This is a genomic window from Kitasatospora sp. SC0581 (genome assembly GCF_048159585.1).
Taxonomy (GTDB): Bacteria; Actinomycetota; Actinomycetes; order Streptomycetales; family Streptomycetaceae; genus Kitasatospora.
Genome location: NZ_JBLRWA010000016.1, coordinates 109,901 through 132,613 on the forward strand (window position 1 = coordinate 109,901; position 22,713 = coordinate 132,613).

A 22,713-nucleotide genomic window follows, 5' to 3' on the forward strand; every position below is an offset into this window, starting at 1 on the left:
CGGTGCGTTGCGGTCGAGGACGGCCTTCCCGCCACGGATCGTGGGCGGTGCCGGTGACCGCGATCGTCCAAGTCCGGGTGCCCCCGTCGGATCGTCGCGCGCGCAGCCGAGGCAGACGCGCGTGTCGGGCGATGCGACTGCTGCGGGCAGGTGTCACTGCGGCGGCCTGCGAGTCTTGCCGTCACCATGCACTGCGGTGGTGCTGCTCGTACGCCGTCGGGCGTCGCCAACAGCGGCGTTGGCGCTGTCCGCCGGTTCACGGCATCCGGTCGGAGCCGCAGCCGCCGGTACGGCGGGCTCCGCCTGGTGGCCTGGCCTCCGCTGAAGTACGGCGGCGGTGCGCACGACCGCCGCCGTACCCGCCAGTACCCGCCGCGGGTTCAGCCGAACAGCTGCCGCCGGCTCAGTACCTCGTCGGCGATCCCGTAGGCGACGGCCTCCTCGGCGGTGAGCACCTTGTCCCGGTCCATGTCCGCGCGCAGCGTCGCCACCTCGTGGCGGGTGTGCCGGGCCAGGACCTCCTCCACCTGCGAGCGGATCCGGACCATCTCCTTGGCCGCGAGGCTGAGGTCGGACACCGTCCCCTGTCGGCCGCCGCTGGCCGGCTGACCGAGCAGTACCCGCGCGTGCTGGAGCACGAAGCGCCGTCCCGGGTCCCCGCCGGCCAGCAGCACCGCCGCCGTCGAGGCCGCCTGGCCGACGCAGAACGTGGAGACCGGCGTCTGCACGAACGTCATGGTGTCGTAGATCGCCATCAGTGAAGTGAACGATCCGCCGGGCGAGTTGAGGTAGATCGAGATCTCGCGCTCCGGGTTCTCCGACTCCAGGTGCAGGAGCTGCGCGATGACCACGTTGGCGACGCCGTCGTCGATCTCGGTGCCGAGGAAGACGATCCGCTCGTTCAGCAGCCGGCTGAAGACGTCGTAGGACCGCTCGCCCTGCGCGGTGCGCTGGACGACGTAGGGAACCGTGTACGAGCCCATGTCACAGCCCCATCCGTCGGCGGGAGGAGGCCGGACGGATGTCGGCGACCGACTCCACCACCCGGTCCACGATCCCGTACTCCCTGGCCTGTTCGGCGGTGAACCAGCGGTCCCGGTCGCCGTCGCGCGCGATCGTCTCCTCGCTCTGCCCGGTGTGCTCGGCGGTGATCCGCTCGATGGCCCGCTTGGTGAACTGGAGGTTCTCCGCCTGGATCTCGATGTCCGCGGCGGTGCCGCCGATGCCGGCCGAGGGCTGGTGCATCATGATCCGCGCGTTCGGCAGCGCGAACCGCTTGCCGGGCGAGCCCACGGCGAGCAGGAACTGGCCCATGCTGGCGGCGAACCCCATCGCCAGCGTGGAGACGTCGTTCGGGATGAGCCGCATGGTGTCGTAGACGGCGAGCCCCGCGCTGACCGACCCGCCGGGGCTGTTGATGTACAGGCCGATGTCGGAGCGCGGGTCCTCCGCCGACAGCAGCAACAGCTGTGCGCACACCCGGTTCGCCGACACGTCGTCGACCTGGGTGCCGAGGAGGACGATCCGCTGGGCGAGCAGCTGCGCCGCGAGGTGGTCGTCGAAAGGGCTGGGCGGGGTGTCGCCCTCCCCCGCACGGGGCGGGGGCGTGGTGAGTGGAGCCATCTGCTCTCCCTGGTCGGGGCGGAGTTGCCGTCCACTCCACTGTCGACCCGCGAGCGCTCCCCGATGCCGTCCTTCTGCCCGCCGCAGATTCGCCACGGGCAGAGCCGGGAGCCGGGCCCCGACCCGCGTCAGCGCGGGTAGGTGCGGAACCTCGCCTTGCGCAGGCGGTACCACCGGGCGACCGGATCGCCCGGCCAGTCATCCGCTCCGTCCTCAGCTCCGTCCTCGTCGAAGCCCTCGGGCACCGCGCGGGCCATCGCGTCGCGCGCCTTGAGCAGGAGGTCCCGGCCTTCCCACCAGGGCTCGGCGTCCCCGCCTCCCGGCAGTCCGTCCGGTCCCGCCACCAGTTCCGCACCGGCTTCCAGCGCCTCGGCCAGCCTGGCCAGACTGTCGCGCAGCACGGCCGCGATCTCCCGCGGATCCGGATCGTCCAGCCCGCGGTAGGAACAGTGGTGATCCATCGCGTAGGAGAACACCTGGACGGCGTCGGCCAGTTCGCGGACGGCGTGGTCGCCGACGGGGCGGTCCAGCTCGGAGGTGTCGTTCATGGTGCCCTTCGGTCCCGGCCTGCGGTCAGCAGCCCGAAGGCTACCGGCGCACTACCCCGAAGGCACCGGGGTTTCCGGCCGGTGCACCGGCACCGGCAACCCGGCGTGCGCCGCCCCTCGGCCCAATAGGCCCGGGAGCCGGCCCAGGGCGATCCCGACGCTGCCGCGGTACGCGGCGAGGGTCCGTTCGGTGCGCCCGCCGGCCGCTGAGCGCGACCCGGCCGCCGTCCGCGGTGAGCAGTGTGCAGGACATCGAGCGGGTGAAGGGGGAGTCCGGTACGGCGGCCTGCCACCGGCAGGCCGGGCCGAAGTCGGCTGGGCCGATCGGCACACTGAGTCCTGCCGCGGACCGGACGGTTCCGTGGCTTTATCAGCGCTCTGGACTGCAGCCCGGGCAGATGTTGTCGTCGTTGAACTCAAAGTGCACGTCGCTCGGCTGTAGATGGTTGGACCTGCAGACAGTGCACAGGTCCCCGCCGCAGTTTCCGCAGCCCACGTAGCGGCCGCCGGCGTACTCGTAACGCCGCTTCTCAATCCATGGGGCATCACATGTCATACCGGGTCTCCCTTCAGCGAGATCATCTCCGTTCGCCTCGGGTTAACGAGTGCACCCACACGATGGTTGCAGGAGGCAGGACGTACAGCCGCCGAGGGTTCTCCGCGCCTGCGGCAGGCCTTGAGGGTGGCCGGGACGGCCGGCGGCAGGCCACTCGGCGGCTCCCACTCGCCGCCGACAGCTCCGTCCACCCGCACACCCGCCCGCGGCTGCCGAGCGGATGCCAGATGGGTGCGGACGGTCCGCGCTGGACCAGGTCCTCGATCCGGGCGGCGACGGCCGGGACAGCGGCCGGCATCTCGGCGACGGCCGGGTTCTCCTCGGCGGCCAGCCGCGGGTCCGCCACCGCCGAGCGCACCCCGGGGGCCGCCATGCCGACCAGGACCACCAGCAGCCACGGGAAGGAGCGCCGGCGCCGCTCCCACGCCCGGCCCCGGCCGTCCGGACCCGATCGCTCCCACAGTCGGGCGCAGGCCGCCGGCTGCGCCGCGGTTTCCTCGGTGCCGACCCCGGGGCGGTGCCGTTCGACGCCGGCGCCCGGCGGATCCACTGGACCTGGGGCCCGGGCACCGGCGCTGGCCGCCCCGAGCACGACGGCCAGGACGATGCGGTGCTCACCGTGCTGCTCATCGGCCCTCGCTGTTGCCGCCGCCACGCTCGCGCGGCGCCGCTCCGGCGCCCGTGCCGCGGCACAGGCCTCTGCTGGCGGACCCTTTCAAGCACCAGGTCAGCGCGAGCGGCTGAGCAGCTCGGCCGTCTCGGCCCGTCGGTTCCAGGCGATGACGGCCAGCGGCACCATGAAGATGAACGGGGTCCCCGCGTTCTCGCCGTGCATCGCGGTGAGCTGGGTGACGAACGCGAACGCCAGGAAGACGATCAGTGCCGTCGCGGCAGGCCCGGCCAGCCGGCGGACCAGCAGGCCGACCGCTCCGGCCAGTTCCACCAGTCCGGTCAGGTACATGAACCAGTGCCCTGCCCCGATGGCGTCGAAAACGGTCGTGGCGGCGGGGAGCGCAAGCAGCTTGGGCAGCGCGCTGGCCAGGGCGAAGAAGAGCGCGAGCAGGATCCGCAGCGTCCAGACCACCCGGACCACGGCCGTGCTGGACTTCGTGGCGGTGGCGGTGGTCGTGGTGGCGGTGCTGGACATTTCAGGTCTCCCTGGTCGGCTGTCGTTGCTTTCTCGGGTTTGACCGCCGCTACCGCCTGAACTCATCGCTCTCGGGAGGAAAAGTCTTCCGGCAGCCCCACCTCCAGTACCGGCGGCTCGCCGCCGACCCGCGCCACCCCGCCACCGCGTCTTCGGCTCCTACGTCGAGAACGGCGCCGACGCCTGGCGGATCTACCGGACCTGGGGCCCGGGCGCCGAGGCCGACCGCCAAGTGCACCACGGCCGGGACGACGCGGTGCTCACCGTGCTGCTGATCGGGCCGCACCGCTGACGGCCGCTTCCGCCGCTGGGCCCACGTGTGTAGAGGGCGGGCAGCGGGTCGTCCGCGTTCGGGGTGTGGAAGGCGTCGTGGGCGGCCCGTTCGACGTGGTGCAGCAGCGCCTCCCCCCCGGTGGCGGGCGCCCGCCACCGGGGGGCGCTGCTTGTCCGCTGGAGGAGCTGAGAACCCTCATCCCCAGGTCGCGGGGTCAGTGCGGAAGAAGCCCGCCTATCCGGGCGCGGTTGAGGGTGGAGACGCGGTCGCGGGTGCCGAGCTTCCGGTAGATCCGCTCGATGTGCTTGTTGGCGGTGCGGGTGGTGATGCCGAGGCGTCGGCCGATCGCGGCGGCGGTGAGCGCGTCCGCGAGGAGAAGGAGGACGGCCGCCTCACGCGGCGTGAGCCCCGCGTCGGCGGACGGAGCCTGTTCCTTGGTCACCTCGCCGCTGGAAGACGGGGCCTGCCGCATGGCATGCCACTGGGACAGCAGTTCCCACTGCCGGTCGACAGCGTGGAGCAGCGGCTGGATCCGGGTTCCGTAGGCGCAGTCCGAGGCGGTGAACGCACCGTCCGGGCGGAGCAGCACGTACCCGCGCACGGGGGAGTGGGTGCCCGGCAGGGGAATGCCGAAGGCGAAGCGGCGGCCGGGGGCGAACCTGCGGACATCCCGTAGATCCAGTGCTCGGCCGATCTCCTGTGCGGTGAGCGGGACGGTGCCGGGCGTCGTCGCGTAGTAGTCGGAGAAGGGGCGTCCGGTCCTGATCTGACGGCACGCCCTCTCATCGGTGAGCGCGGTGGCCGCGCCGCCGCCGGTGGCGATGGTCATGGGCCCCGCGTCCATGCGCCAGTCCCCCTCTTTGAACACGACGATCTCGGCATCGCAGGCGCTCAGTAGTTCGGCCAGGACGAGCCCGTGGAGCGCGGAAGGGTCCCGCTCGTGCAAGACCGTCACGGCCAGGTCGTGCATCCGCCGGTAGAGGCGCGCGGTATGCCGGGCGTTGTCGGGCACTGTCCCTCCTGGCGTCGGCGTGCACGGCGCAGGCAGGTGGCGGTGTCAATACGCAGAACTGCCACTGGGGGGAGCCTGCCCCGGCCTGGCAGGCTTACACGAGGACGAAAAGTACGTACACAACATTCACTGAATCCGTGTGGAACACCCGTTCTTCAAAGAGGAGTCCGAGAATGAAGTCGAACACCCGTCGTCTGGGCCGAGCCACCGCGCTGGCCGCCGCCGTCGGAACCGCCGTCGTCTTCGCCGCCGGGCCGGCCTCCGCCGCCGGCGGGTACTGGAGCGTTCAGTGCGACAACGGCAGGGCGTGCATCGCCCTCGCCAAGGGCGGGGCGACCCCGGTCTGGAACCTGGACGGCTGCGGCGTACACCCGATCCACGACTACTACCGGTTGGGCCAGGCCCACGGCAACACGTTCGTCGTTCACTACGAGAACCTCCTGACGGACACCGTCTTCGCCTGGCAGACCCGGGGGCTGGACCGGAACGTCCTGGTCACGTCCGTGGACGTGCAGTGCTGAGGTAGAGGGCCGGGCGGGGTCGGCGCTAGTCGAGTCCGAGCGCAGCGAGCCGCTCCGACCGCTCACCGGTCGGCTTCGCACGCCGGCTCTCGGCGTTCGACAGGAGCGTCCCGAGCTTCACCTCCGCCGTGCCGCCGCCCTCGGGGACCGGCTCGACGTGGCCGCGGGGCACGGTCGCCGATCCGGTCCGCGCCTTGTACCGGGCGAGCGCGGCCGGGCCGCAGTCGAAGGCGCCCGGCTTCCCTGCGCCGGCCTTCCTCGCCGCCGCCCCCGTCGCCTCGGCCGCCCCCTCCTCCGGGAACCACGGCACCGTCCTCGAGTGCTTCTGGAGCAACGAGTCGAACTCGTGGCCGTCTGACCATCAACCGGTGGGCTCCTCTATCTCCAATGACCATTGTTCCTAGAATGGCCGCATGGAGCACATCGAAGCGATCGCCGCCCTGCACGACCCCGTGCGCCGCCGCCTCTACGCGTACGTGGCGGCCCAAGGCCGCGAGGTGGGCCGGAACGAGGCGGCGGAGGCCGTCGGGGTGGCGCGGACACTGGCGGCGCACCACCTGGAGAAGCTGGTCGAGGCCGGGCTGCTGGAGAGCGGCAGCCGCAGGCTCACCGGGCGGTCGGGGCCGGGGGCGGGGCGGCCGGCGAAGGTGTACACGCGGACGCGCGCCGAGCGGGTGGTCTCGCTGCCCGCGCGCGACTACCGGACGGCCGCCGAACTGCTCGCCGAGGCCGCCGAGCGGGCCGGGCTGGACGACGGGCTGCGCGCAGCCGCGCGGCGGCGGGGGGAGGCTGAGCGCGGAGCGGCCGCGCCCTGCGGGGGGCTCGACGAGGCCGTCGCGCTGCTGGCCGCCCGCGGGTACGAACCCCACCTGGAGGAGGGGGCCATTCGCATGCGCAACTGCCCCTTCCACTCCGTCGCCGAGCGATTCCCGCCCCTCGTCTGCGGCATGAACCTCGCCCTCCTGGAGGGACTTCTCGGCGCGGACGGCGCCCTCCATGCCCGGATGGACGCCCGGCCCGGGGAGTGCTGCGTGGTGGTCGAGCCTTCTAAAATCAATATTGATTGACATAGAAAGAAGGCCCGTGCTGGGATGGCGCCATGACCTCCCACCACCTCGCCCAGTTCAACGTCGCCACGCTCCGCCACCCCGTCGACGACCCGCGCATCGCGCCGTTCGTCGATCTGGTCTCCCCGGTCAATGCCGCCGCCGACACCGCCCCCGGCTTCGTCTGGCGGCTCGCCGCGGACGGGAAGGACGACGCGACCGCCCTGCGCCCGGCGGGCGAGGACGTCATCGTCAACATGTCGGTGTGGGAGAGCCGGGAGGCGCTGTGGGAGTTCACCTACCGCAGCGGGCACCTGGAGGCGATGCGGCGACGGCGTGAGTGGTTCGAGCGGAACGTCGAGGCGCACCTGGTCCTGTGGTGGGTCCCGGCCGGGCACCTGCCGGACGTCGACGAGGCCCTGGAGCGACTGGCCGACCTGCGCGCGAACGGCCCCTCCCCGCGCGCCTTCACCTTCAACTCCCCCCGCACTCCGGACGGAGCCGCACCACACCCGGGCGCGTGAGCGGGCCGCTCCTCCGCCACCGCCGAGCGGACCCGGCGTCCGCCGTGCCGGCCAGGACCACCAGCAGCCGCGGGAACGAACGCCAGCGCTGCTCCTCGCCGAGCCCGCGGCGTACGCGGGCTCGGCGGCGGGCCGGTACACCCCAGCCTGGCCGGCGGGCAGCTCCGGGGCGGGGACGAGGCCGAGCGGGCCGCAGGCCTCGCCGCGGGCGCGGGCGCCGGCGACGAAGGCGGCGTGGATCCGGCCGACGTCGAGCAGCGTCGAGCAGGTGCTCGCGCCCGTGCCGCCCGGCGCCACAACGGGTGCCGGGCGGGCCGGTTCAGCGCAGCACCTCCAGCTCCGGCCAGTCGTCGCCGGGCCGATCGAGGAAGCCGGTGGGCCGCCCCGTCAGGTACCGAGCGAAGAAGGCGGCGACGGCGGTGCGCTGGGCGGCCAGGGAGCGCCGGGGGTCGACGGTGCCGATGAGTCCGGCCGCGTCGGGGACCGGGAGGCGGCGGACGAGCTGGGGCAGGAGGACCTGGAGGTCGGTGTACGAGCCGTGGGCGGCGTTCCGCAGCCGCAGGGCATGCCGCAGGCCGGTGGACGCCGCCCAGCACGAGGCCCAGCTCGGTTCGGTGCGCAGGGTCTTCGTACCGGAGGCCATCAGCAGGAAGGGCTTGGCGAGGCCGCTGTCGGCGACGGGCCCGAGGAGGGCACCGTCGAGGTCGGCCGCCGCGCGGACGCGGGGCTCGTCGTGGGCGAGCTGGGCGGCGACGGAGCCGCCGAGGGACTGCCCGAGCACGCCGGTCCTGGCCGGGTCGGCGGCTTCGGCGAGCCCGTCCGGGAGCGGGCCGGTGCCGGTGCCGGTGCCGGTGCCGGTGCCGGGGCGGTCCCCACGGGCGAGGCGGTCGAGTGCGCCGAGGACGAAGCGGGCGTCGGCGAGGCGGGCCCGGGAGTGCCCGGCGAGGAGGGCGGCGACGACCTCCGGGGTGAGGTCGTCGGGGAGCGGGAGGGCGCGTTCGACACGGCCGCCGGGGAACTCGACCTGTTCGGCCTCGTACGTGGAGTCGAGGGTGACGACGAGGTGGCCGCGGCTCGCCAACTCCTCGACCAGGGTGGTGCCGAGGGCGCGCGTGCCGCCGTCGCCGGGGGAGAACAGCACCACGGGCAGCCGGCCGGCGCGACGGGCGACGGGCGCGCCGGTGCGGGCGTGGGTCCTGATTCCCCGCCAGTCGGCGGCGCCGGCGGGGACACCGAGGGCCGGTGCGGAGTGCGCGTCCCAGTCGGCTGCCGCGGCCGGGGGCAGCCAGGGGGCCGTCGGGTGCCCGGCGCCGGGTTCCGCCGGGTACCAGAGGCCGGCCATGAGCTCCCGGTAGGGCTTGGCGGGGAGGAGGGGGTCGGGGCGGCTGTCGTCGACCAGGTGCAGCGCGACGGTGCCGACGGGCCAGGGCCCGGTGGGCGGGGGCAGGCGCAGCGGGACGGGGATGCCGGTCGGGGCGGCGGGGCGGCTTCCCGGGGCCGGGGCGGCGGCCACGGTGGCGAGCGCGGCGACGCCGAGCGTGCCGAGCAGGGCGCGGCGGGTCGGGGGCATGGTCGGGGGCATGGCGCGTACTCCTCGGGCGGTGCGGCTGCGGGGTCGCCACCAGGGTTCCGCCGCCGGGGGTGCGGGGCGCCCTGCCGGGGGACGATCCCGCCGGTGGGCGCGTGTCGCCCCGGCGCGCGTTCGCTCCTCCGCGCGGAGGAGCCCCCGGTGTCCCGGGGTCTCCCCCCGGTGTCCGCCGGCGGGCGGACGCCTTCGCGGGCGCGAGGGCCCTACCGTGGGGCTCCGGCGAGGACGCCGGACGACGCGGACGCGAGGACGGACACGATGACCGAGACCGGCGCGGTACGGACGGGCCCGCCGGGAGCCCTCGCCCGGCTGCCGGGGCGGGTGCCGCCCCTGGTGGCGGACGCCGCGCTCGCGGCGGCCCTGTTCCTGGTGACGCTCGGGCCGGGGCGGGTGGCGAACGGTACGGGCTTCGCGCTGCAGACCGCTCTGGTGCTGCCGTTGGTGTGGCGGCGGCGGGCGCCCCGGGCCGCGTTCGGGGTGATCGCCGCCGCGGCGCTCGCGCAGTGGCTGCTGGGTGTTCAGCTGCCCGCCGACGCGGCGTTGCTGGTCGCCCTCGGGACGGTGACCGCGCGGGCGCCGTCCCGGTCGGCGTGGGCGGCGGCTCTGGTGGCGGTGGCCGGGGCGGTGCTGGCGGCGGCGCGCTGGGCGCCCGAGGGCCGGTTCCCCGCCTCGGCCGCCGCGATGACGGCGGCGGTCGCCGCGAGCGCGCTGCTCGGGGCGAACGCCCGGATCCGGCGGGCCGCGCGGGCGGAGCGGCTGGCGCGGCTGGAACTGGACCGCGACGAGCGGGAGCGCCGGGCGGTGGAGGAGGAACGCGCCCGGATCGCACGGGAGTTGCACGACAGCGTGACGCACGGCCTGTCAGTGGTGGTGGCGCTGGCGGACGCGCTCGGGCACGCGAGGCCGGCCGACGCCTGCGCCGTGACGGCCCGGATCGCGGAGACCGGGCGGCAGGCGCTGACCGACATGCGGCGGGCCCTGGGCCTGCTCCAGGAGGCCGGTCCCGACGCCGGCCCCGACACGGGGCCCGGGGACGACCGGCGGTCGCCGCCGGGGATCGGGCAGCTCAGGGCGTTGTGCGAGCAGATGGCGGCGGCGGGCCTCGTGACCCGGCTGCGGGTGGACGGCGAGGCCGCCCGGGTGCCGGCCGCGGCGCAGCTGACGGTGCACCGGCTCGTCCAGGAGTCGCTGACCAACGCGCTGCGCCACGCGCCGCAGGGGTCGCGCGCCGAGGTGCGGGTGTCCTGCGCGCCGGGGGCGGTCACGGTCGAGGTGACCGACGACGGGCGGGCCGCAGGGACCGGGCGGCCGGGCTCCGCCGGGTCCGGGCGGGGTCTCACGGGGATGCGGGAGCGCGCCGCGGCCTTCGGCGGGGTGCTGGAGGCGGGCCCGCGGCCGGGCGGCGGCTGGCGGGTCTTCGTACGGCTGGATCCCGGGGGCGCGCCGTGAGCGTCCGGGTGCTGCTGGTGGACGACGAGGAGCTGCTGCGGCTGGCGTTCGGCATGATCCTGCGCGCCGAGCCGGACATGGAGCCGGTCGGGGAGGCGGCCGACGGGGCGGCGGCGGTGGAACTGGCGCGGCGGCTGCGGCCGGACGTGGTGCTGATGGACGTGCGGATGCCGGGCACCGACGGCATCGGGGCGACCCGGCGGCTGCTGCGCGAGGTGCCCGGGACGCGGGTGCTGGTGCTCACGACCTTCGACCTGGAGGCGTACGCCGTCGAGGCGCTGCGCGCCGGGGCCTGCGGCTTCCTGCTGAAGAACAGCCGGCCGGAGGAGCTGCTGGGGGCGATCCGCGACGTGGCCCGGGGGGACGCCGTGGTCTCCCCTCGGGTGACCCGGCTGCTGCTGGACCGCTTCGCCCACCGGCTCCCCGCCGCCGGAGACGGGGGCGGGGGCGGGGGCGGGGGCGACGCGGAGCGGCTGCGCGTGCTGACCGCGCGCGAGCGGGAGGTCCTGCTGGGGGCCGCCCGCGGCCTGACCAACACGGAACTCGCCGCCGCCCTCGGTCTCGCGGAGCCCACGGTGAAGAAGCATCTCGGCCGGGTCATGGCCAAGCTGGGCCTGCGGGACCGGGTGCAGGCGGTGATCTTCGCGTACGAGTGCGGGCTGGTCGGGCCGAGGTAGGCGTGGGCGGCCGCCGGGCGGGGGCCGGCGGCTCAGGCGACGCGATCGACGAGGCCGTCGCCGACCTGCTCGCCCGGACGGGCGCGGAGTGAGCAACCCGCACGACCCGGACGGTCTCGCCGGCGGCGTCGTCTGACAAGCGGTCTTGATCGATTGACAGGCGATATTGACCGGTGCAGTCGAACCATCGGTACGGTCAGCTCATGGAAGAGCTACCTGAGGGCGTGGACCGCGACATCCTGGACCGCCGGATAGGCCGTGCGATCAAGGCGATCCGAGACGCGTCCGGTTGCACGCTCCACGAAGCACTCGACGTATTCACACAGCGGTACGAGGAGCTCCGCCGTGATCGGCCTGGTGACTTCCGGCTGAGCCGCGAGGAGTACAGCCGGGACGTCTACACCTGATACACCTGATCCGACCGAACTCGCCTGTCGGCGGACACGGGTGACCGAGCAGACCGGCCAGGAGACCACCCGCGGGAGCCGGCACGTCGCCGGCCGCGGTGAAGGCGCTGCCGGCGTGCGAGCGGCTCCGTGATGAGGCGCTCGCCCTGCTGGCCGCCGAGGAAGAGGCCGCGGCCGAAGGCCGGCTCGGTGCCGTCCGGTAGATGCGTACCGGACGGCACGACGCCGTCGGCCTGCTGATGGAGACCGTCCAGGTGCCACCGTCCACGGGAGCACCGCCCTTGGCATCGACGGTGCGGTCAGCCGCGGCGCCGACGGCGCATCCGTGACCCTGCTGCCCGGCCTGCGCTCGCAGCAGGAGCTGCTCCTGGACGCCCGGGAGCTCGCGCGGGACGCGGTCGATCGCCTCGCCCTTCAACCCACCGAGCGCTGCACCACGGGCCCACCCGGCCGCAGTCCAGCCAGGCCGTGAGAGTGTCCGCGCGGGCCACGGACCATGCACTCACGTCTGTCCGTCCGGTCCTGTACGTCGGCCCGGCCGCTCATGAGAGTGGGCCCGAGACGCATCAACTCACGGGAGGATGCCTTGCGCGCCCAGCGGACCGCTCAGCTGCTCCGTTCTGGGTGTTTTGAAAGATCCTGTCGATTGATCATGCGTTGAGCAGGGACTTGCAGAATCTGGGACCGATGTTCGGGTCGGTCGGGAGAACCTATGGGTGGTCAGGGGAACAGGGGCTGGCCGTTCTGCCCGTAGACGGCTCGGTAGCCTCGCCCGATGCGCATCCTGTTCACGTTCATCGGTGGCAGCGGCCACTTCCGCCCCCTCATCCCGGTGGCCCGCGCGGCGCAGGCCGCCGGGCACACCGTCGCGGTCGCGGGCAGCGGCGGCAGAACGGCCGAGATCACGGCGGCCGGGTTCACCGCCTTCGCCACCAGCGAGCCGCGGGTAGGTACGGCGGGTTCCGCGGGCGCGGCGGCCGTGCCCGTCGACGTACCTGATCCGGCGGCTGACCTGCGGCAGCTCGCCGAGGGCTTCGCCCGGCGCGGCGGGAGACGGCAGGCTGCTGCGGTGCTGGACATCGCCCGCGATTGGAAGCCCGATGTCCTGGTGCGCGACGAGGTCGACTTCGGCAGCTCGATCGCGGCCGAGGTGCTCGGGATACCCTGTGCGACCGTCATCGTGCTGGCCGCCGGGGGCTTCCTGCGCAAGGAGGTCGTCGCGGCGCCGCTGCACGAGCTGCGCTCCGAGTACGGCCTGCCGGTCGACCCTGGGCTCGCGATGCTGGACCGGGACGTGGTCCTGTCGCCGTCCCCGCACACCTTCCGGGACCCGCGCTTCCCGTTGCCCGCCCACGCGTTCGCGTTCCGGCCGGGCCCGGCCGTCCCCGCAGCCCCCGTGCGGGACACCCCCACCGTGTACTTCACGCTCGGCACCGTCTACACCAGCACCGAGCTGTTCGCCCGGGTCCTGACCGGGCTCCAGGGACTCGCGGTGAACGTGGTCACGACGGTCGGCTCCCAGATCGACCCCGCGCTGTTCGGGCCAATGCCGCCGAACGTCCGGATCGAGCGCTTCGTCCCGCAGGATCAACTGCTGCCGCAGTGCGGCCTGGTGGTCTCGCACGGCGGCTCCGGCAGCCTGCTCGGCACGCTCGCCCACGGCCTGCCCTCGGTGCTGCTGCCGCTCGGCGCGGACCAGCCGTACAACGCGCGGCGGTGCGTCGAACTCGGTACCGCCCGGGTGCTGGACCCGGTCACCGTGACCCCGGATGAGGTGCGCGAGACGGTGTCGGCGGTACTGGCCGACGAAGGCTACCGCCATGCCGCCGAGCGGCTTCAGCGCGAGACCAACGCCCTGCCCGGACCGGAGCAGACCGTTCCCCTGCTCGAAGCACTCCGCTGAGCATCCCGCGTCCCCGTATCGGCCCCGCCCGCTGACGACCCCGTACGTCGTGGCGGTTGGAGGGCACGGCCGGGCTGGACGCGGCTGCCGCCGTGCTCGGCCTGCCCCGCCGCTCGGAGCCGGGACGTGCGCGGGTCCGCTGGCTGCACCGTCCGGGCCGGGCTGTGGTGGTGCTCGCTGCCCGGGGTGTTCGCCGCTGTCCCGTCCGGGTCTGTCCCCGCGTTGCCGGCCGGGTCCCGGGCGGCGGGCCCGATGATCCCGGTCGCAGTGGTTGGACCCTTTCTCATCCCCGGACCACCTCGGCGGCGGCCGCGCGTTTCCCCTGGACAGAAGGATCCGTACCGCACTGCCGCACCGCGGTCCCGACCCGCGATCCGACCCGGTGGCCTGGGACGCCCCGGCAGCTGCGCGCGGTCGGCCGGTGCTCTGCGGGGTGGCCGTTCTGGTTCTGTTCGGAGCGGAGCGGCTCCTGGTGGTCGAGGCCGATCTCGACTGTGCTCCCGTCGGCGAGTCGCAGGGTCTCCTTGTGTCTGCGCGGCACGTCGAGGTGCCCTTCCCGTTCGCGGTCCTGGGTGGCTGCGGCGAGGTTTCGGGCGTCTTTCTCCGCCTCTGTCACCTTCGCGGCCGGTCAGTTCCGGTCGGCGACGCCGGCCTCCAGGACGGAGACCACGGCGAACAGCGAGAAGCAGACGGCGCCGAGGCCGACCAGGACCCGGGCCGCGACCGTCACGTCCGGGTCGGCCGACTCGAACAGGAACGCCGACATGAACAGGCACAGCAGTGTGGTGCCGACCGGGACCAGCGGGGCGCGGCCGGCCGGCGGCGCGGCACGGCGCCAGCCGAGGGCGAGCAGCAGCACCGCGCTCAGCACGGTCCAGCACAGCAGACCCAGCCCGATCTGCACGTACCCGGTGGCCAGTTGACCGGGCCGGGGGTCCAGGGCGACGACGACCAGGCCCCCGGTGATGTCCATGGCGCCGAGCACGGCTGCCGGGACGAGCCACCAGACCCGCTCCCGCCGGGTGTACGTGTTCCGGATCTGCCGCAGCAGGGTGATCACCAGCCCGATCAGGGCGGTGCAGACGATCGCCTGGTCGACCACCACGTGCCCGGCCGTGAAGCGCCCGTCCGAGTCCCCGCCGCCCCCGTTGGCCAGCATGACGGTCGCCCACGCCCAGGCGGCGGCGGCCGCAAGGACCGGGACCGCCACCAGCGCCCGGGCCGCGGACCGGCCGAACGGCGCGGGCGAGCGCGGCGGGGAACCCTCCGGCAGGACGGCGTTCTGCCCGATCAGCGTGAAGCGGGTGGCGACCGCGGCCACCGACGAGACGCACACGCAGACCAGGCCGATGCCGAGGACCACGCTGCCGGCCACGAAGTCGGCCACCGGCCGGTGGCTCTCCGCCAGCAGGCCCAGCCCGTAGCCGACGGCGGCCCCGGACACCGCGAAGCCGAACGCCGGGTAGCCAATCCGGTCCAACGCGCCGAAACGGCCGGTCAGTTGCCGCACGACGGTCGCCGCGACGGCGAACAGGCAGAGACAGACGGCGGCCAGGAAGACCAGCGTCAGACCCGCGACCCGGGCGCTCGGCCCGGTGGAGTGCGCGAGGACGTAGCCGCCGAGCGAGGCCGACACCGCTCCCATGAGCAGCGGAATCGCCCGGAGCAGCACGCTCATTCCGTGGTTCACCAGGTCTCCTCGTTCCCTCGCGCTCGCCGGTTCCGGGCGGCAGTCAGTGTTCAGCCCGCCGGGTCTCCGGCCGGGACCCCGGCGGCGGGTGTCCACGGATTTCGTCCGATCGGCTCACGGCTGCTCCGTCCCGACTGGATCCCAGCTCACGTGTCCCGCACCCTTCTCGCTGCCGGCCCCGGGAATCCCGGACCGGCTGGCTCTTCCAGCTCGGGGGAGCGTACGGCGGGACAGTGACAGCCCGTACCGGCGAGCACTTCACCGCGCTGGTCAGGATCACTTGGCAATCGGTCAGGACCGCGTGTCAGAGGACATCGGGCTCAGCCCCGCGCTCGACCCGAGGCCCTGACCGGGTACCCGCCGGTGGCCCTGACCGGGTACCCGCCGGTGGCCCTGATCGTCACCGGCGCCGGAGCGATGTCCCGGTCAGTCTTCCAGGTCCGACCAGTTGTTGAGACTGCCGTCCTCGACAACCCACTCGTGGTAGCCGAGCCTGCGGCCGATCTCCTCGAAACCGGCTCAGCCGCGCCGGGCCAATGGGGATGAAGTACACCTTCATCGCCCGCTCAGGCCCCGGAGGACTCGCGCACCGTCAGGTCCGGCAGGAGGTCCAGGTGGTGCACCGGCAGGGCGGGGCCGGTGGCGGCCAGCCGGCGGACCAGGAGGTCCACCGCGGCGGCGCCGACGGCGCGCTTGGGCGGGGCCACGGCGGTCAGCGGCGGGGCGCCGAGGGCGGCGAACACGTCGTCGTAGGCGACCAGGGCGAGGTCCTCGGGGATCCGTACGCCGCGGGTGCGCAGCAGGGGCAGCAGTTGCAGGGCGTCCTGGTCGTTGTGCACGAGGGCGGCGCGGACCCCGTCGGCGACCGCCTCGGCGAGCCGGGCGGCGACGGAGTCGACGCCGGCGGCCGGGGTGCGGACGTCGATGACGGGTTCGGCGGGCAGGTCGAGGGTGCGGCAGGCGTCGGTGTAGCCCAGGCGGACCTGGTAGGCCGTCCAGGTGTCGGTGCGGGCCGCCAGGGCCACCCGGCGGTGGCCGAGGGAGGTGAGGTGGCGCAAGGCGAGCAGGACGCCGTGGCGGTGGTCGGAGCCGACCGCGTCGAGGGCCGCGGCGGGGCTGCCGGGGGCCGGGCGTCGTTCCAGCAGGACGGCGGGGACGGGGAGTTCGGCCGCCCAGGCGTGGTCCTCGGGGCGGTCGGCGGCGGTCCAGTTCGGGGCGAGCAGAAGGCCCTGGGCGCCGGAGGCGAGGAGCTGGTCGACCTGGACGCGGTCGGCGCTGGCCTCGTAGGAGGAGATGCCGAGGACCAGGTGCGCGCCGGCCTCGGCAGCGGCGGTGCGCGCGCCGGCGATGACCTCGTCGAAGTACTGCACCACGGCGGGGACGAGCAGGCCCAGAGTGGGGGCCTCGGCGGGCCGGGGCGGCACGGGGGCGGGGGCGTCCGCGGGGCCGCCGAAGGAGACGGAGCCGTGGGTGCGGCGGAGCAGGCCCGCGTCGGCGAGGCCCGCGACGTCCCGGCGGACGGTGACGGCGGGCAGGCCGAGCCGCTCGGCGAGGTCCACCACCCGGACGGTGCCCAGGCCGCGCACCGTGTCGAGGATGCGGGCGCGGCGATCGTCCGCCGGGATCGGCATGGCACTCCCTGTCGGTGGGCCGGTCTGTCGAGGTGGACAGGAACCTACCATTCGGTCACCGGGGGGACGGCCGGTGCGGGCTCCCCGCGGGCCCGGGCCGGGGGCCGGCGCGCGCCCGCGGGGCGGGAGGGGTCAGGAGCCGTAGCGCTCCTCGGGGACGGCGGGGCCGAGGTCGGGGCCCTCGACCAGTTCGACGCGGTCGCCCGGGCGGTGGAGTTCGAGGACCAGCAGCTCGTTGGCGCCGGCCCGCCAGAGCGGCGCGGGGGCGTAGAGGGTGCGCTGCGGGCCGCGGTCCCAGTAGCGGCCGAGCGCGAAGCCGTTCAGCCAGACCATGCCCTTGGTGAAGCCGGGCAGAGCGAGGAAGCCGTCGGCGGGGGTGTCGACGGTCAGTTCGGCGCGGTGGAAGCCGGGGCCGTCGGCGGTGGAGGGCGCGCCGAGGGCGAGGGCCGTCAGGTCGTCGAGGGGCAGCGGGCGTATCTCCCAGCCGAACTGGTACTGCCGGTCGACCCGGACACCGCCGGTGATGCCCTTGGGGTCGTGCAGCAGCGGGCCGTAGTTGATCCGGCCGAGGTTCTCGACGAGCAGTTCCAGGACGGCGCCGCCCTCGGGCACCCGCAGCGGCAGGGCCTGTTCGGGGTGGTTGCGGTCGAGGACGCCGAGGGGCTCGCCGTCGAGGAAGACCTGGGCGCGGTCGGCGAGGCCGTCCACCCGCAGTTCACCGTGGGCGAGCGGGCCGCGCAGACGGGTGCGGTAGTGGATGAGGCCGAGGTTCTGGCCGAGCCGCTCCATCGGGAGGGGCTCGGGGAGGTGGTGCGCGGTGGAGAGTTCGCCGAGGGCGCCGCCGGCGCCGAGCAGCGGGCGGCCGGCGGTGACGGGGGCGCTGCGGGGGGCGAGGCGGGCGGGCAGCGGCGGCAGCGGGTGGGGGTTGGGGCCGAGGTGGCGTTCGATCACCGCGCGGAAGAGGTGGAACTTCTCGGTGAGTTCGCCGGCTTCGCCGACCGGGGCGTCGTAGTCGTAGCTGGTGACGTCCGGCTGGTAGCTCGTGCCGTCGTGGTTGGCGCCGTTCCACCAGCCGAAGTTGGTGCCGCCGTGGCCCATGTACATGTTGACGGAGGCGCCGGCGGCGAGCTGGGCGTCGAGGACCTCGGCGGCGTCCTCGGCGTCGCGCACGTGGTGCGGTGCGCCCCAGTGGTCGAACCAGCCGCACCAGTACTCCATGGTGACCAGCGGGCCGACCGGCTGGTGGCGGCGCAGGCAGGCGAGGGACTCCTCGGGGCGGGAGCCGAAGGTGCCGGTGGTGAGGAGTCCGGGCACCCGGCCGCCGAGCTGGAAGCCGTCCTCGGCACCGTCGGCGGTGAACAGCAGGACGTCGACGCCGCGGGCGACCAGGGCGTCCCTCAGATGTTCGAGGTAGGCGGTGTCGTTGCCGTAGCTGCCGTACTCGTTCTCCACGGCGACGGCGACCACCGGGCCGCCGTGGGAGGAGAGCAGCGGGAGCAGTACGGGCACCAGGTGGTCGAACCAGGCGTCCACGGCGGCGAGGAAGGGCGGGTCGAGGCGGCGCAGCCGCATCGCGGGGTCGGCGAGCAGCCAGCCGGGCAGGCCGCCGAACTCCCATTCGGCGCAGATGTAGGGGCCCGGGCGGACGATGACGTCGAGGCCGAGGTCGCCGGCGGCGCGGACGAAGGCGGCGAGGTCGCGGTCGCCGGTGAAGTCGGCGCGGCCGGGGGTGGGCTGGTGGAAGTTCCAGGCGACGTAGGTCTCGACGGTGTTGACGCCCATGGCGCGCAGCCGGGTGAGGCGGTCGGTCCACTGTTGGGGGCGGATGCGGAAGTAGTGGACGGCGGCGGAGACGATCCGGTGCGGACGTCCGCCGCGCAGGAAGGTGTCGCCGTCGGTGGTGAGGGCGGGGTGGGGGGCCTGGTCGGCCATCGGGTCCTCCGCGGGAGGGGAGCGGGAGTGAGGGGGGTGTGGGGACCTCGGTGGGTCCGGGCGCACGGCTGCGCGGGTGGCCGCGGGCGGATCGGCGGCGGCCACCGTGGTCACCCTAGGAGTTCGGTGATCGCACGGTCAATCGATCGGCGATCATCGGCTTTATTGATCAATTTCCGATCGAACGATACTCTTCGATCGGAATATCATCGGCTGACCGCTTCCGGACGACGCGTCGGCCGGCACGACGGATGGAGGCCGGAATGGCCATCTCGGGGGAAGAGCGCCGCAGGCTGATCGTGTCGGCCGTCGGCGAGCTCGGCGGGCGGGTCCGCCTCACGGAGCTGGCCGACCGGCTGGGCATCCCGGCCGTGACGGTCCGCCGGGACGTCGCCGCGCTCGCCGACGCCGGCCGGCTCTCCCGCTCGCACGGCTTCGTCTCCCTGGAACGCCCGGACGACGGCGCCGGGCCGCCGCTCGCCCCCGGCCCCGGGCAGGGCCGCGCCCTCGGCCTGCTGGTGCCCTCGGTCGGCTCCTACTTCGACGAGGTGATCGCCGGGGCCCGGGCCGCCGCCGCGGCCGCCGGGGCCCGGCTGGTCCTGGGCATCGCCCCGTACGGGGCGGGCGGCGACCGGCTACAGGCCGAACGCCTGCTGGAGTCCGGAGCCGAGGGCCTGCTGCTGGCCCCGGGGCTGGTCCCGGGCCGGACGGCCGAGGACTACGCCTGGCTGGACGCCCTGCCGGTGCCCGCCGTGCTGGTGGAGCGCCGTTCCCCCACCCCGGACGGCCCCGGGGCCGGACTGGACACCGTGGCCTCCGACCACCGGCACGGGGTCCTGAGCGCCCTGCGCCACCTGGCCGGGCTCGGCCACGGGAGCGTGCTGCTGGCCGCCCGCGGCGACTCCTGGACGGCCGCCGAGGTGCGGGCCGGATACCGGGAGGGCACCCGGCTGCTCGGACTGCCCGACCTGCCGGCGCTGGACATGCTCGGGCCGGGCAACCTGCCGGCCGATCCCGAGCCGCTGGTGGCACGGATCGCCGAGGCCGCGCGGTCCGGGACCCGGGCGCTGCTCGTCCACAACGACCAGGACGCGCTGCGGCTGGCGCCGCTGCTGCGCGCGCACGGCCTGGCGGTGCCCGCGGACGTGGCACTGGTCGCCTACGACGACGTCTTCGCCGCGCTCGCCGCGCCCCCGCTGACCGCCGTCGCCCCGCCCAAGCACGCGGTGGGCGCGGCGGCCGTCGACCTGCTGCTGCGCCGCCTGGCGGCGGGCGCCGAGCTGCCGGTGCACCGCACGGCGCTGCTCCCGGTCCTGCGCGTGCGCGCTTCCTGCGGGGCCGAGCGGACGGCCCCGCGGACGGGCGCCGCGACCCTGGGGTGAGGGGCGCGGCGCCGCCTCGGCCGGACAGGGCCTGAGGAACAGGTGTGCGCCCTCAGCCCGGCAGCAGCGCGGACAGGTGGCGCGCCCCGCTGCCCAGCCGCGGTGCCAGGGGCGCGGCGCGCGGGTGCCAGGGGGCCTCGTACTCCCAGGCCGCCCAGGTGCCGGGCGGCAGCAGGTGCAGGCAGTCGGCGATCGGCAGCACTCCGGTGCCGAGCGGCAGCGGGGTGAGGTCGTCCGCCGAGGCGACGTCCTTGACCTGTGCGTAGCCGAGGTGGGGGCCGAGCGCGCGGTGGGTCCGTGCCGGGGTCTCGCCGGCCAGCCAGGTGTGCAGCAGGTCCCAGAGCGCTCCGACCGCGGGGTGGTCCACCCGGTTCAGCAGGGGTGCCAGGGCTGCCCCGGCGCGGTGGGAGTCGTGGGTCTCGACGAGGATCCGCACGCCGAGGGCCGCCGCCCGCGGGGCCGCCGCGCGCAGGCGGCGGACCGCGCGCTCGTCGGCCTCGGCCGCCGGGCCGGGGCCGCCGTGCGGGAAGACCCGCAGGTGGCGGCAGCCGAGGTCGGCGGCCAGCCGCAGGTGGGCGGTCAGCGCGGCGAGCACCGGCGCGTCCGGCCCGGGCGCGGCGACGCCGACGTAGGAGGCGAGGGTCAGCGGGAGGACCCCGGCGGTGGACAGCAGGCGGGCGGCGCGGCGGCGTTCGTCCGCGTCCAGCCCGAGGCGGACCGGCTGGTCGTCGGCGCAGCGCAGTTCGAGGCCGTGCCAGCCGTGTTCGGCGGCGAGGGCGGCGGCCCGGTCGAGCGGCGTCCCGGGCAGGCCGAGGGTGGCGAGGGCGAGGGGCACGGCGGTTCAGTCCCCTTCGGCGGGGTGGACGGTGACGGCGGCGGGTGCCAGGCGGATCCGCAGGCCCGGTGCGCCGGCGAGGCGGACGGTCAGCAGGACGGCCTCCGGGTCCTGCCCGTCCGGCCGGGCCGTCAGCTCGACGGTGTCCGCGAGCGCCGGCGGCCGCGCGACGGCGGTGAGCCGGGCGGCGCAGGCGAACAGGGCCGGGCCGTCGGCGGGAAGCTCGCCGGTGAGCACCGGCAGGGCGGCTTCGGGGCCGAACGCGGTACCGCCGGGGACGTGCTCGGCGCCGGCGGTGGTGAAGCCGCGCAGGGCGTGCAGCTCCGAGGCGAGCCCGCCGTCGGCCCGCACTCCGGCACCGGCGCGCTGCCCGGCGCCCCGGCCCGCGACGGCCCAGCCGGTCTGGGTGACCGGGGTGCCGGCCGGCCCGCCGGTGACCAGGTGGGCCCGGAGCTCCTCGGCGCCGTGGGCCAGGGTGAGCGAGGTGACGGTGACGCCGGGCAGTTCACGGCCGCCGACGCGCGGGTGCCAGCGGGAGGCGGCCCAGCCGGGCCCGGTGCCGAGCGGGTGGACGCGGCCGCGTTCGGTGGGTCCGGCGTCGGTCAGCAGGGCGAGGTGGTTGTCGGCGGGGCCCTCGAAGGCCGGCCCGGTGGCGGTGGAGTGGGCGAGCCGCGCGTAGTACGGGTCGTCCGGGCCCACGGCGTCGGCGGGCTGGTCGTCGCTGCCGTGGTTGTGCAGCCGGACCAGGCCGTCGGCGGCGGTGGACTGCACCAGCCAGCCGGGCCCGTGCAGGGCGAGGACGGTGTCGCGCTCCTCGACGGGTGCGAGTCCCTCCGGCGCGGTCCACACCGGGTGGCCGGGCGGGAGCAGCAGGCCGAGGAAGGCGCTGCCGGCCCAGTACGGGGAGGCGGGGCCGGAGTAGACCTGGACGAGCCGGAGGTCGGGTCCGTGCCAGCCGAGGGTGAGCAGGCCCCGGTCGTCGACGGCGCCGCGGTCGAGGAAGTGGCGCAGGGCTCCGGAGGCGAGGCGGCGGGTGGTGCCGGGGGCGAGCGGGGTGTGGCCGGTCAGAGCCCCGGCCCAGAGCGGGGCGGTGGCGGCGAAGCGGTAGGTGAGCGAGCGGCCCTGGTGGACGGGCGCGCCGTCGGCCCCGAAGGTGTGGGCGTAGCCGGCCAGGTGGGCGGCGAGGCGCTCGCCGTACACGGCGCCCAGGGCCCGGTCGCCGGCGAGGTGGGCGTGCAGGACGGGGTACAGGTGCAGGGCCCAGCCGTTGTAGTGGTCGAAGGCGCGGGGGCGGCCGTCGGTGTACCAGCCGTCGCCGAGGTACCAGCGGTCGATGTGCTCCAGCCCGCGGCGGACGGCGGCGCGGGCCTCGGGTTCGGCGATGCCGGCCTCGGCGAGGAAGCCGCCGACGGACAGCGGGAAGAGCTGCCAGTTGTTGTCGTTGGGCACGCGGTGCAGGGCGTCGGCGAGCCAGCGGCCGACCCGGTCGCGGACGGGCCCGGACAGCCGGTCCCAGAGCCAGGGGCGGGTCAGGCGCAGGGCGAAGGCGATGGAGGCGGCCTCGACCATGGCCTGGCCCCGGTCGGTGATCAGCGGCCAGGACTCGCGGTCGCCGTCGGCGAGGTCGCGCTCGCCGGTGGGGGTGCGGGTGCCGGCGTCGAGTCCGGCGGCGTAGTGCGCCAGCAGGCCGTGCGGATCGGTGCCGCCCGCGCCGGCCACCCGCAGGGCGGCGGGCAGGAAGGTGCGGGCGAAGCCCTCCAGGGCGTCGGAGCGGCGCCCGGAGCGGCTCGGGCGGGGGCCGGGCAGGTCGATCAGCGCCCCGGCGGGACTGGCGTGGGGGAGGACCGCGGTCAGCAGGCCGTCGGCCACCACCTCCCAGTGCTCCCTGGTCCAGCCGGTGTGCGGGCTGAGGTCGCGGTCCTCCGGGGGCAGGCGCATGAGGTCCTCCGTGATCGGGTGGTGGGCCGG

At 75.1% G+C, this 22,713-nt stretch carries 20 protein-coding genes; 8 read left to right on the forward strand and 12 right to left on the reverse strand.

Going from position 1 to position 22,713, the window contains the following annotated elements; genetic code table 11:
- Positions 1-380: 380 nt before the first annotated feature.
- The 5 genes from ACLWS4_RS23545 to ACLWS4_RS23565 all read right to left on the reverse strand — a co-directional run bounded on the left by ACLWS4_RS23545 (position 381) and on the right by ACLWS4_RS23565 (position 5,160).
- Positions 381-983 carry a ClpP family protease gene (locus ACLWS4_RS23545; RefSeq protein WP_375876111.1) on the reverse strand — a complete coding sequence of 201 codons (603 nt, stop codon included), beginning with the start codon at positions 981-983 and terminating at the stop codon, positions 381-383.
- 1 nt (position 984) lies between these two features.
- Positions 985-1,623: an ATP-dependent Clp protease proteolytic subunit gene (locus ACLWS4_RS23550; RefSeq protein WP_049649240.1), complete on the reverse strand. Its 639-nt coding sequence runs from the start codon at positions 1,621-1,623 to the stop codon at positions 985-987.
- 128 nt (positions 1,624-1,751) lie between these two features.
- Positions 1,752-2,171, reverse strand: coding sequence for a hypothetical protein (locus ACLWS4_RS23555; protein WP_416875150.1), 420 nt, complete (start codon positions 2,169-2,171; stop codon positions 1,752-1,754).
- Positions 2,172-3,454: 1,283 nt separating this feature from the next.
- On the reverse strand, positions 3,455-3,874 hold the full coding sequence (locus tag ACLWS4_RS23560; protein ID WP_416875151.1) for a DoxX family protein: 420 nt from the start codon (positions 3,872-3,874) through the stop codon (positions 3,455-3,457).
- A 488-nt stretch (positions 3,875-4,362) separates the two neighbouring features.
- Complete coding sequence (locus ACLWS4_RS23565) at positions 4,363-5,160, reverse strand: LuxR C-terminal-related transcriptional regulator (protein ID WP_416875152.1); 798 nt, start codon at positions 5,158-5,160, stop codon at positions 4,363-4,365.
- Positions 5,161-5,333: 173 nt separating this feature from the next.
- Here ACLWS4_RS23565 and ACLWS4_RS23570 point away from each other — a divergent pair, with 173 nt between their 5' ends.
- Positions 5,334-5,681 carry a hypothetical protein gene (locus ACLWS4_RS23570; protein WP_416875153.1) on the forward strand — a complete coding sequence of 116 codons (348 nt, stop codon included), beginning with the start codon at positions 5,334-5,336 and terminating at the stop codon, positions 5,679-5,681.
- Between the two features lie 25 nt (positions 5,682-5,706).
- On the opposite strand, the gene ACLWS4_RS23575 is transcribed toward ACLWS4_RS23570, so the two are convergent.
- Positions 5,707-6,015, reverse strand: coding sequence for a helicase associated domain-containing protein (locus ACLWS4_RS23575; RefSeq protein WP_416875154.1), 309 nt, complete (start codon positions 6,013-6,015; stop codon positions 5,707-5,709).
- 79 nt (positions 6,016-6,094) lie between these two features.
- Here ACLWS4_RS23575 and ACLWS4_RS23580 point away from each other — a divergent pair, with 79 nt between their 5' ends.
- Positions 6,095-6,748: a helix-turn-helix transcriptional regulator gene (locus tag ACLWS4_RS23580; RefSeq protein WP_416875155.1), complete on the forward strand. Its 654-nt coding sequence runs from the start codon at positions 6,095-6,097 to the stop codon at positions 6,746-6,748.
- Positions 6,749-6,780: 32 nt separating this feature from the next.
- Positions 6,781-7,251, forward strand: a complete 471-nt coding sequence (locus tag ACLWS4_RS23585; RefSeq protein ID WP_049660689.1) for a DUF3291 domain-containing protein — start codon at positions 6,781-6,783, stop codon at positions 7,249-7,251.
- A gap of 319 nt (positions 7,252-7,570) precedes the next feature.
- Here the strand turns inward: ACLWS4_RS23585 and ACLWS4_RS23590 are convergent, their stop codons facing one another.
- Entirely contained in the window at positions 7,571-8,833 is a 1,263-nt protein-coding gene (locus ACLWS4_RS23590; protein ID WP_416875156.1) for an alpha/beta hydrolase family protein, read from the reverse strand.
- A 264-nt stretch (positions 8,834-9,097) separates the two neighbouring features.
- Between ACLWS4_RS23590 and ACLWS4_RS23595 the strand changes: the two genes are divergently transcribed.
- The 4 genes from ACLWS4_RS23595 to ACLWS4_RS23610 all read left to right on the forward strand — a co-directional run bounded on the left by ACLWS4_RS23595 (position 9,098) and on the right by ACLWS4_RS23610 (position 13,275).
- A complete protein-coding gene (locus tag ACLWS4_RS23595; protein WP_416875157.1) occupies positions 9,098-10,288 on the forward strand; it encodes a sensor histidine kinase in 1,191 nt (396 codons plus the stop codon).
- A complete protein-coding gene (locus tag ACLWS4_RS23600) occupies positions 10,285-10,965 on the forward strand; it encodes a response regulator transcription factor (RefSeq protein ID WP_416875158.1) in 681 nt (226 codons plus the stop codon). The genes ACLWS4_RS23595 and ACLWS4_RS23600 overlap by 4 nt, the downstream gene beginning before the upstream one ends.
- 203 nt (positions 10,966-11,168) lie before the next feature.
- Positions 11,169-11,372: a hypothetical protein gene (locus ACLWS4_RS23605; RefSeq protein WP_416875159.1), complete on the forward strand. Its 204-nt coding sequence runs from the start codon at positions 11,169-11,171 to the stop codon at positions 11,370-11,372.
- A 775-nt stretch (positions 11,373-12,147) separates the two neighbouring features.
- Positions 12,148-13,275 carry a glycosyltransferase gene (locus ACLWS4_RS23610; RefSeq protein WP_416875160.1) on the forward strand — a complete coding sequence of 376 codons (1,128 nt, stop codon included), beginning with the start codon at positions 12,148-12,150 and terminating at the stop codon, positions 13,273-13,275.
- Positions 13,276-13,903: 628 nt separating this feature from the next.
- Here ACLWS4_RS23610 and ACLWS4_RS23615 read toward each other — a convergent pair.
- From ACLWS4_RS23615 to ACLWS4_RS23625, 3 genes are all read right to left on the reverse strand, one after another.
- The gene (locus ACLWS4_RS23615) at positions 13,904-14,965 is read right to left on the reverse strand and encodes a DUF2776 family protein (protein ID WP_416875161.1); all 1,062 of its coding nucleotides are present in this window, start codon (positions 14,963-14,965) and stop codon (positions 13,904-13,906) included.
- Positions 14,966-15,531: 566 nt separating this feature from the next.
- Complete coding sequence (locus ACLWS4_RS23620; RefSeq protein ID WP_380739905.1) at positions 15,532-16,596, reverse strand: substrate-binding domain-containing protein; 1,065 nt, start codon at positions 16,594-16,596, stop codon at positions 15,532-15,534.
- 132 nt (positions 16,597-16,728) lie between these two features.
- Positions 16,729-18,528 (reverse strand): glycoside hydrolase family 35 protein, encoded by a 1,800-nt coding sequence (locus ACLWS4_RS23625; protein ID WP_416875162.1) that lies wholly within the window; start codon positions 18,526-18,528, stop codon positions 16,729-16,731.
- Positions 18,529-18,791: 263 nt separating this feature from the next.
- On the opposite strand from ACLWS4_RS23625, the gene ACLWS4_RS23630 reads away from it, so the two are divergent.
- Entirely contained in the window at positions 18,792-19,910 is a 1,119-nt protein-coding gene (locus ACLWS4_RS23630) for a substrate-binding domain-containing protein (protein WP_380778549.1), read from the forward strand.
- A 52-nt stretch (positions 19,911-19,962) separates the two neighbouring features.
- On the opposite strand, the gene ACLWS4_RS23635 is transcribed toward ACLWS4_RS23630, so the two are convergent.
- Both ACLWS4_RS23635 and ACLWS4_RS23640 read right to left on the reverse strand, forming a co-directional pair.
- Positions 19,963-20,745: a sugar phosphate isomerase/epimerase family protein gene (locus ACLWS4_RS23635; RefSeq protein ID WP_074006088.1), complete on the reverse strand. Its 783-nt coding sequence runs from the start codon at positions 20,743-20,745 to the stop codon at positions 19,963-19,965.
- 6 nt (positions 20,746-20,751) lie between these two features.
- Entirely contained in the window at positions 20,752-22,683 is a 1,932-nt protein-coding gene (locus ACLWS4_RS23640) for a DUF2264 domain-containing protein (protein WP_416875163.1), read from the reverse strand.
- Positions 22,684-22,713: the final 30 nt, after the last annotated feature.

What these genes read in the sequence shown, in the direction of transcription:
- ACLWS4_RS23545 (WP_375876111.1), bottom strand. Translation starts at nt 983, where the DNA reads ATGGGCTCGTACACGGTTCCCTACGTCGTCCAGCGCACCGCGCAGGGC.
- ACLWS4_RS23550 (WP_049649240.1), bottom strand. Translation starts at nt 1,623, where the DNA reads ATGGCTCCACTCACCACGCCCCCGCCCCGTGCGGGGGAGGGCGACACC.
- ACLWS4_RS23555 (WP_416875150.1), bottom strand. Translation starts at nt 2,171, where the DNA reads ATGAACGACACCTCCGAGCTGGACCGCCCCGTCGGCGACCACGCCGTC.
- ACLWS4_RS23560 (WP_416875151.1), bottom strand. Translation starts at nt 3,874, where the DNA reads ATGTCCAGCACCGCCACCACGACCACCGCCACCGCCACGAAGTCCAGC.
- ACLWS4_RS23570 (WP_416875153.1), top strand. Translation starts at nt 5,334, where the DNA reads ATGAAGTCGAACACCCGTCGTCTGGGCCGAGCCACCGCGCTGGCCGCC.
- ACLWS4_RS23580 (WP_416875155.1), top strand. Translation starts at nt 6,095, where the DNA reads ATGGAGCACATCGAAGCGATCGCCGCCCTGCACGACCCCGTGCGCCGC.
- ACLWS4_RS23585 (WP_049660689.1), top strand. Translation starts at nt 6,781, where the DNA reads ATGACCTCCCACCACCTCGCCCAGTTCAACGTCGCCACGCTCCGCCAC.
- ACLWS4_RS23590 (WP_416875156.1), bottom strand. Translation starts at nt 8,833, where the DNA reads ATGCCCCCGACCATGCCCCCGACCCGCCGCGCCCTGCTCGGCACGCTC.
- ACLWS4_RS23595 (WP_416875157.1), top strand. Translation starts at nt 9,098, where the DNA reads ATGACCGAGACCGGCGCGGTACGGACGGGCCCGCCGGGAGCCCTCGCC.
- ACLWS4_RS23605 (WP_416875159.1), top strand. Translation starts at nt 11,169, where the DNA reads ATGGAAGAGCTACCTGAGGGCGTGGACCGCGACATCCTGGACCGCCGG.
- ACLWS4_RS23610 (WP_416875160.1), top strand. Translation starts at nt 12,148, where the DNA reads ATGCGCATCCTGTTCACGTTCATCGGTGGCAGCGGCCACTTCCGCCCC.
- ACLWS4_RS23620 (WP_380739905.1), bottom strand. Translation starts at nt 16,596, where the DNA reads ATGCCGATCCCGGCGGACGATCGCCGCGCCCGCATCCTCGACACGGTG.
- ACLWS4_RS23625 (WP_416875162.1), bottom strand. Translation starts at nt 18,528, where the DNA reads ATGGCCGACCAGGCCCCCCACCCCGCCCTCACCACCGACGGCGACACC.
- ACLWS4_RS23630 (WP_380778549.1), top strand. Translation starts at nt 18,792, where the DNA reads ATGGCCATCTCGGGGGAAGAGCGCCGCAGGCTGATCGTGTCGGCCGTC.
- ACLWS4_RS23640 (WP_416875163.1), bottom strand. Translation starts at nt 22,683, where the DNA reads ATGCGCCTGCCCCCGGAGGACCGCGACCTCAGCCCGCACACCGGCTGG.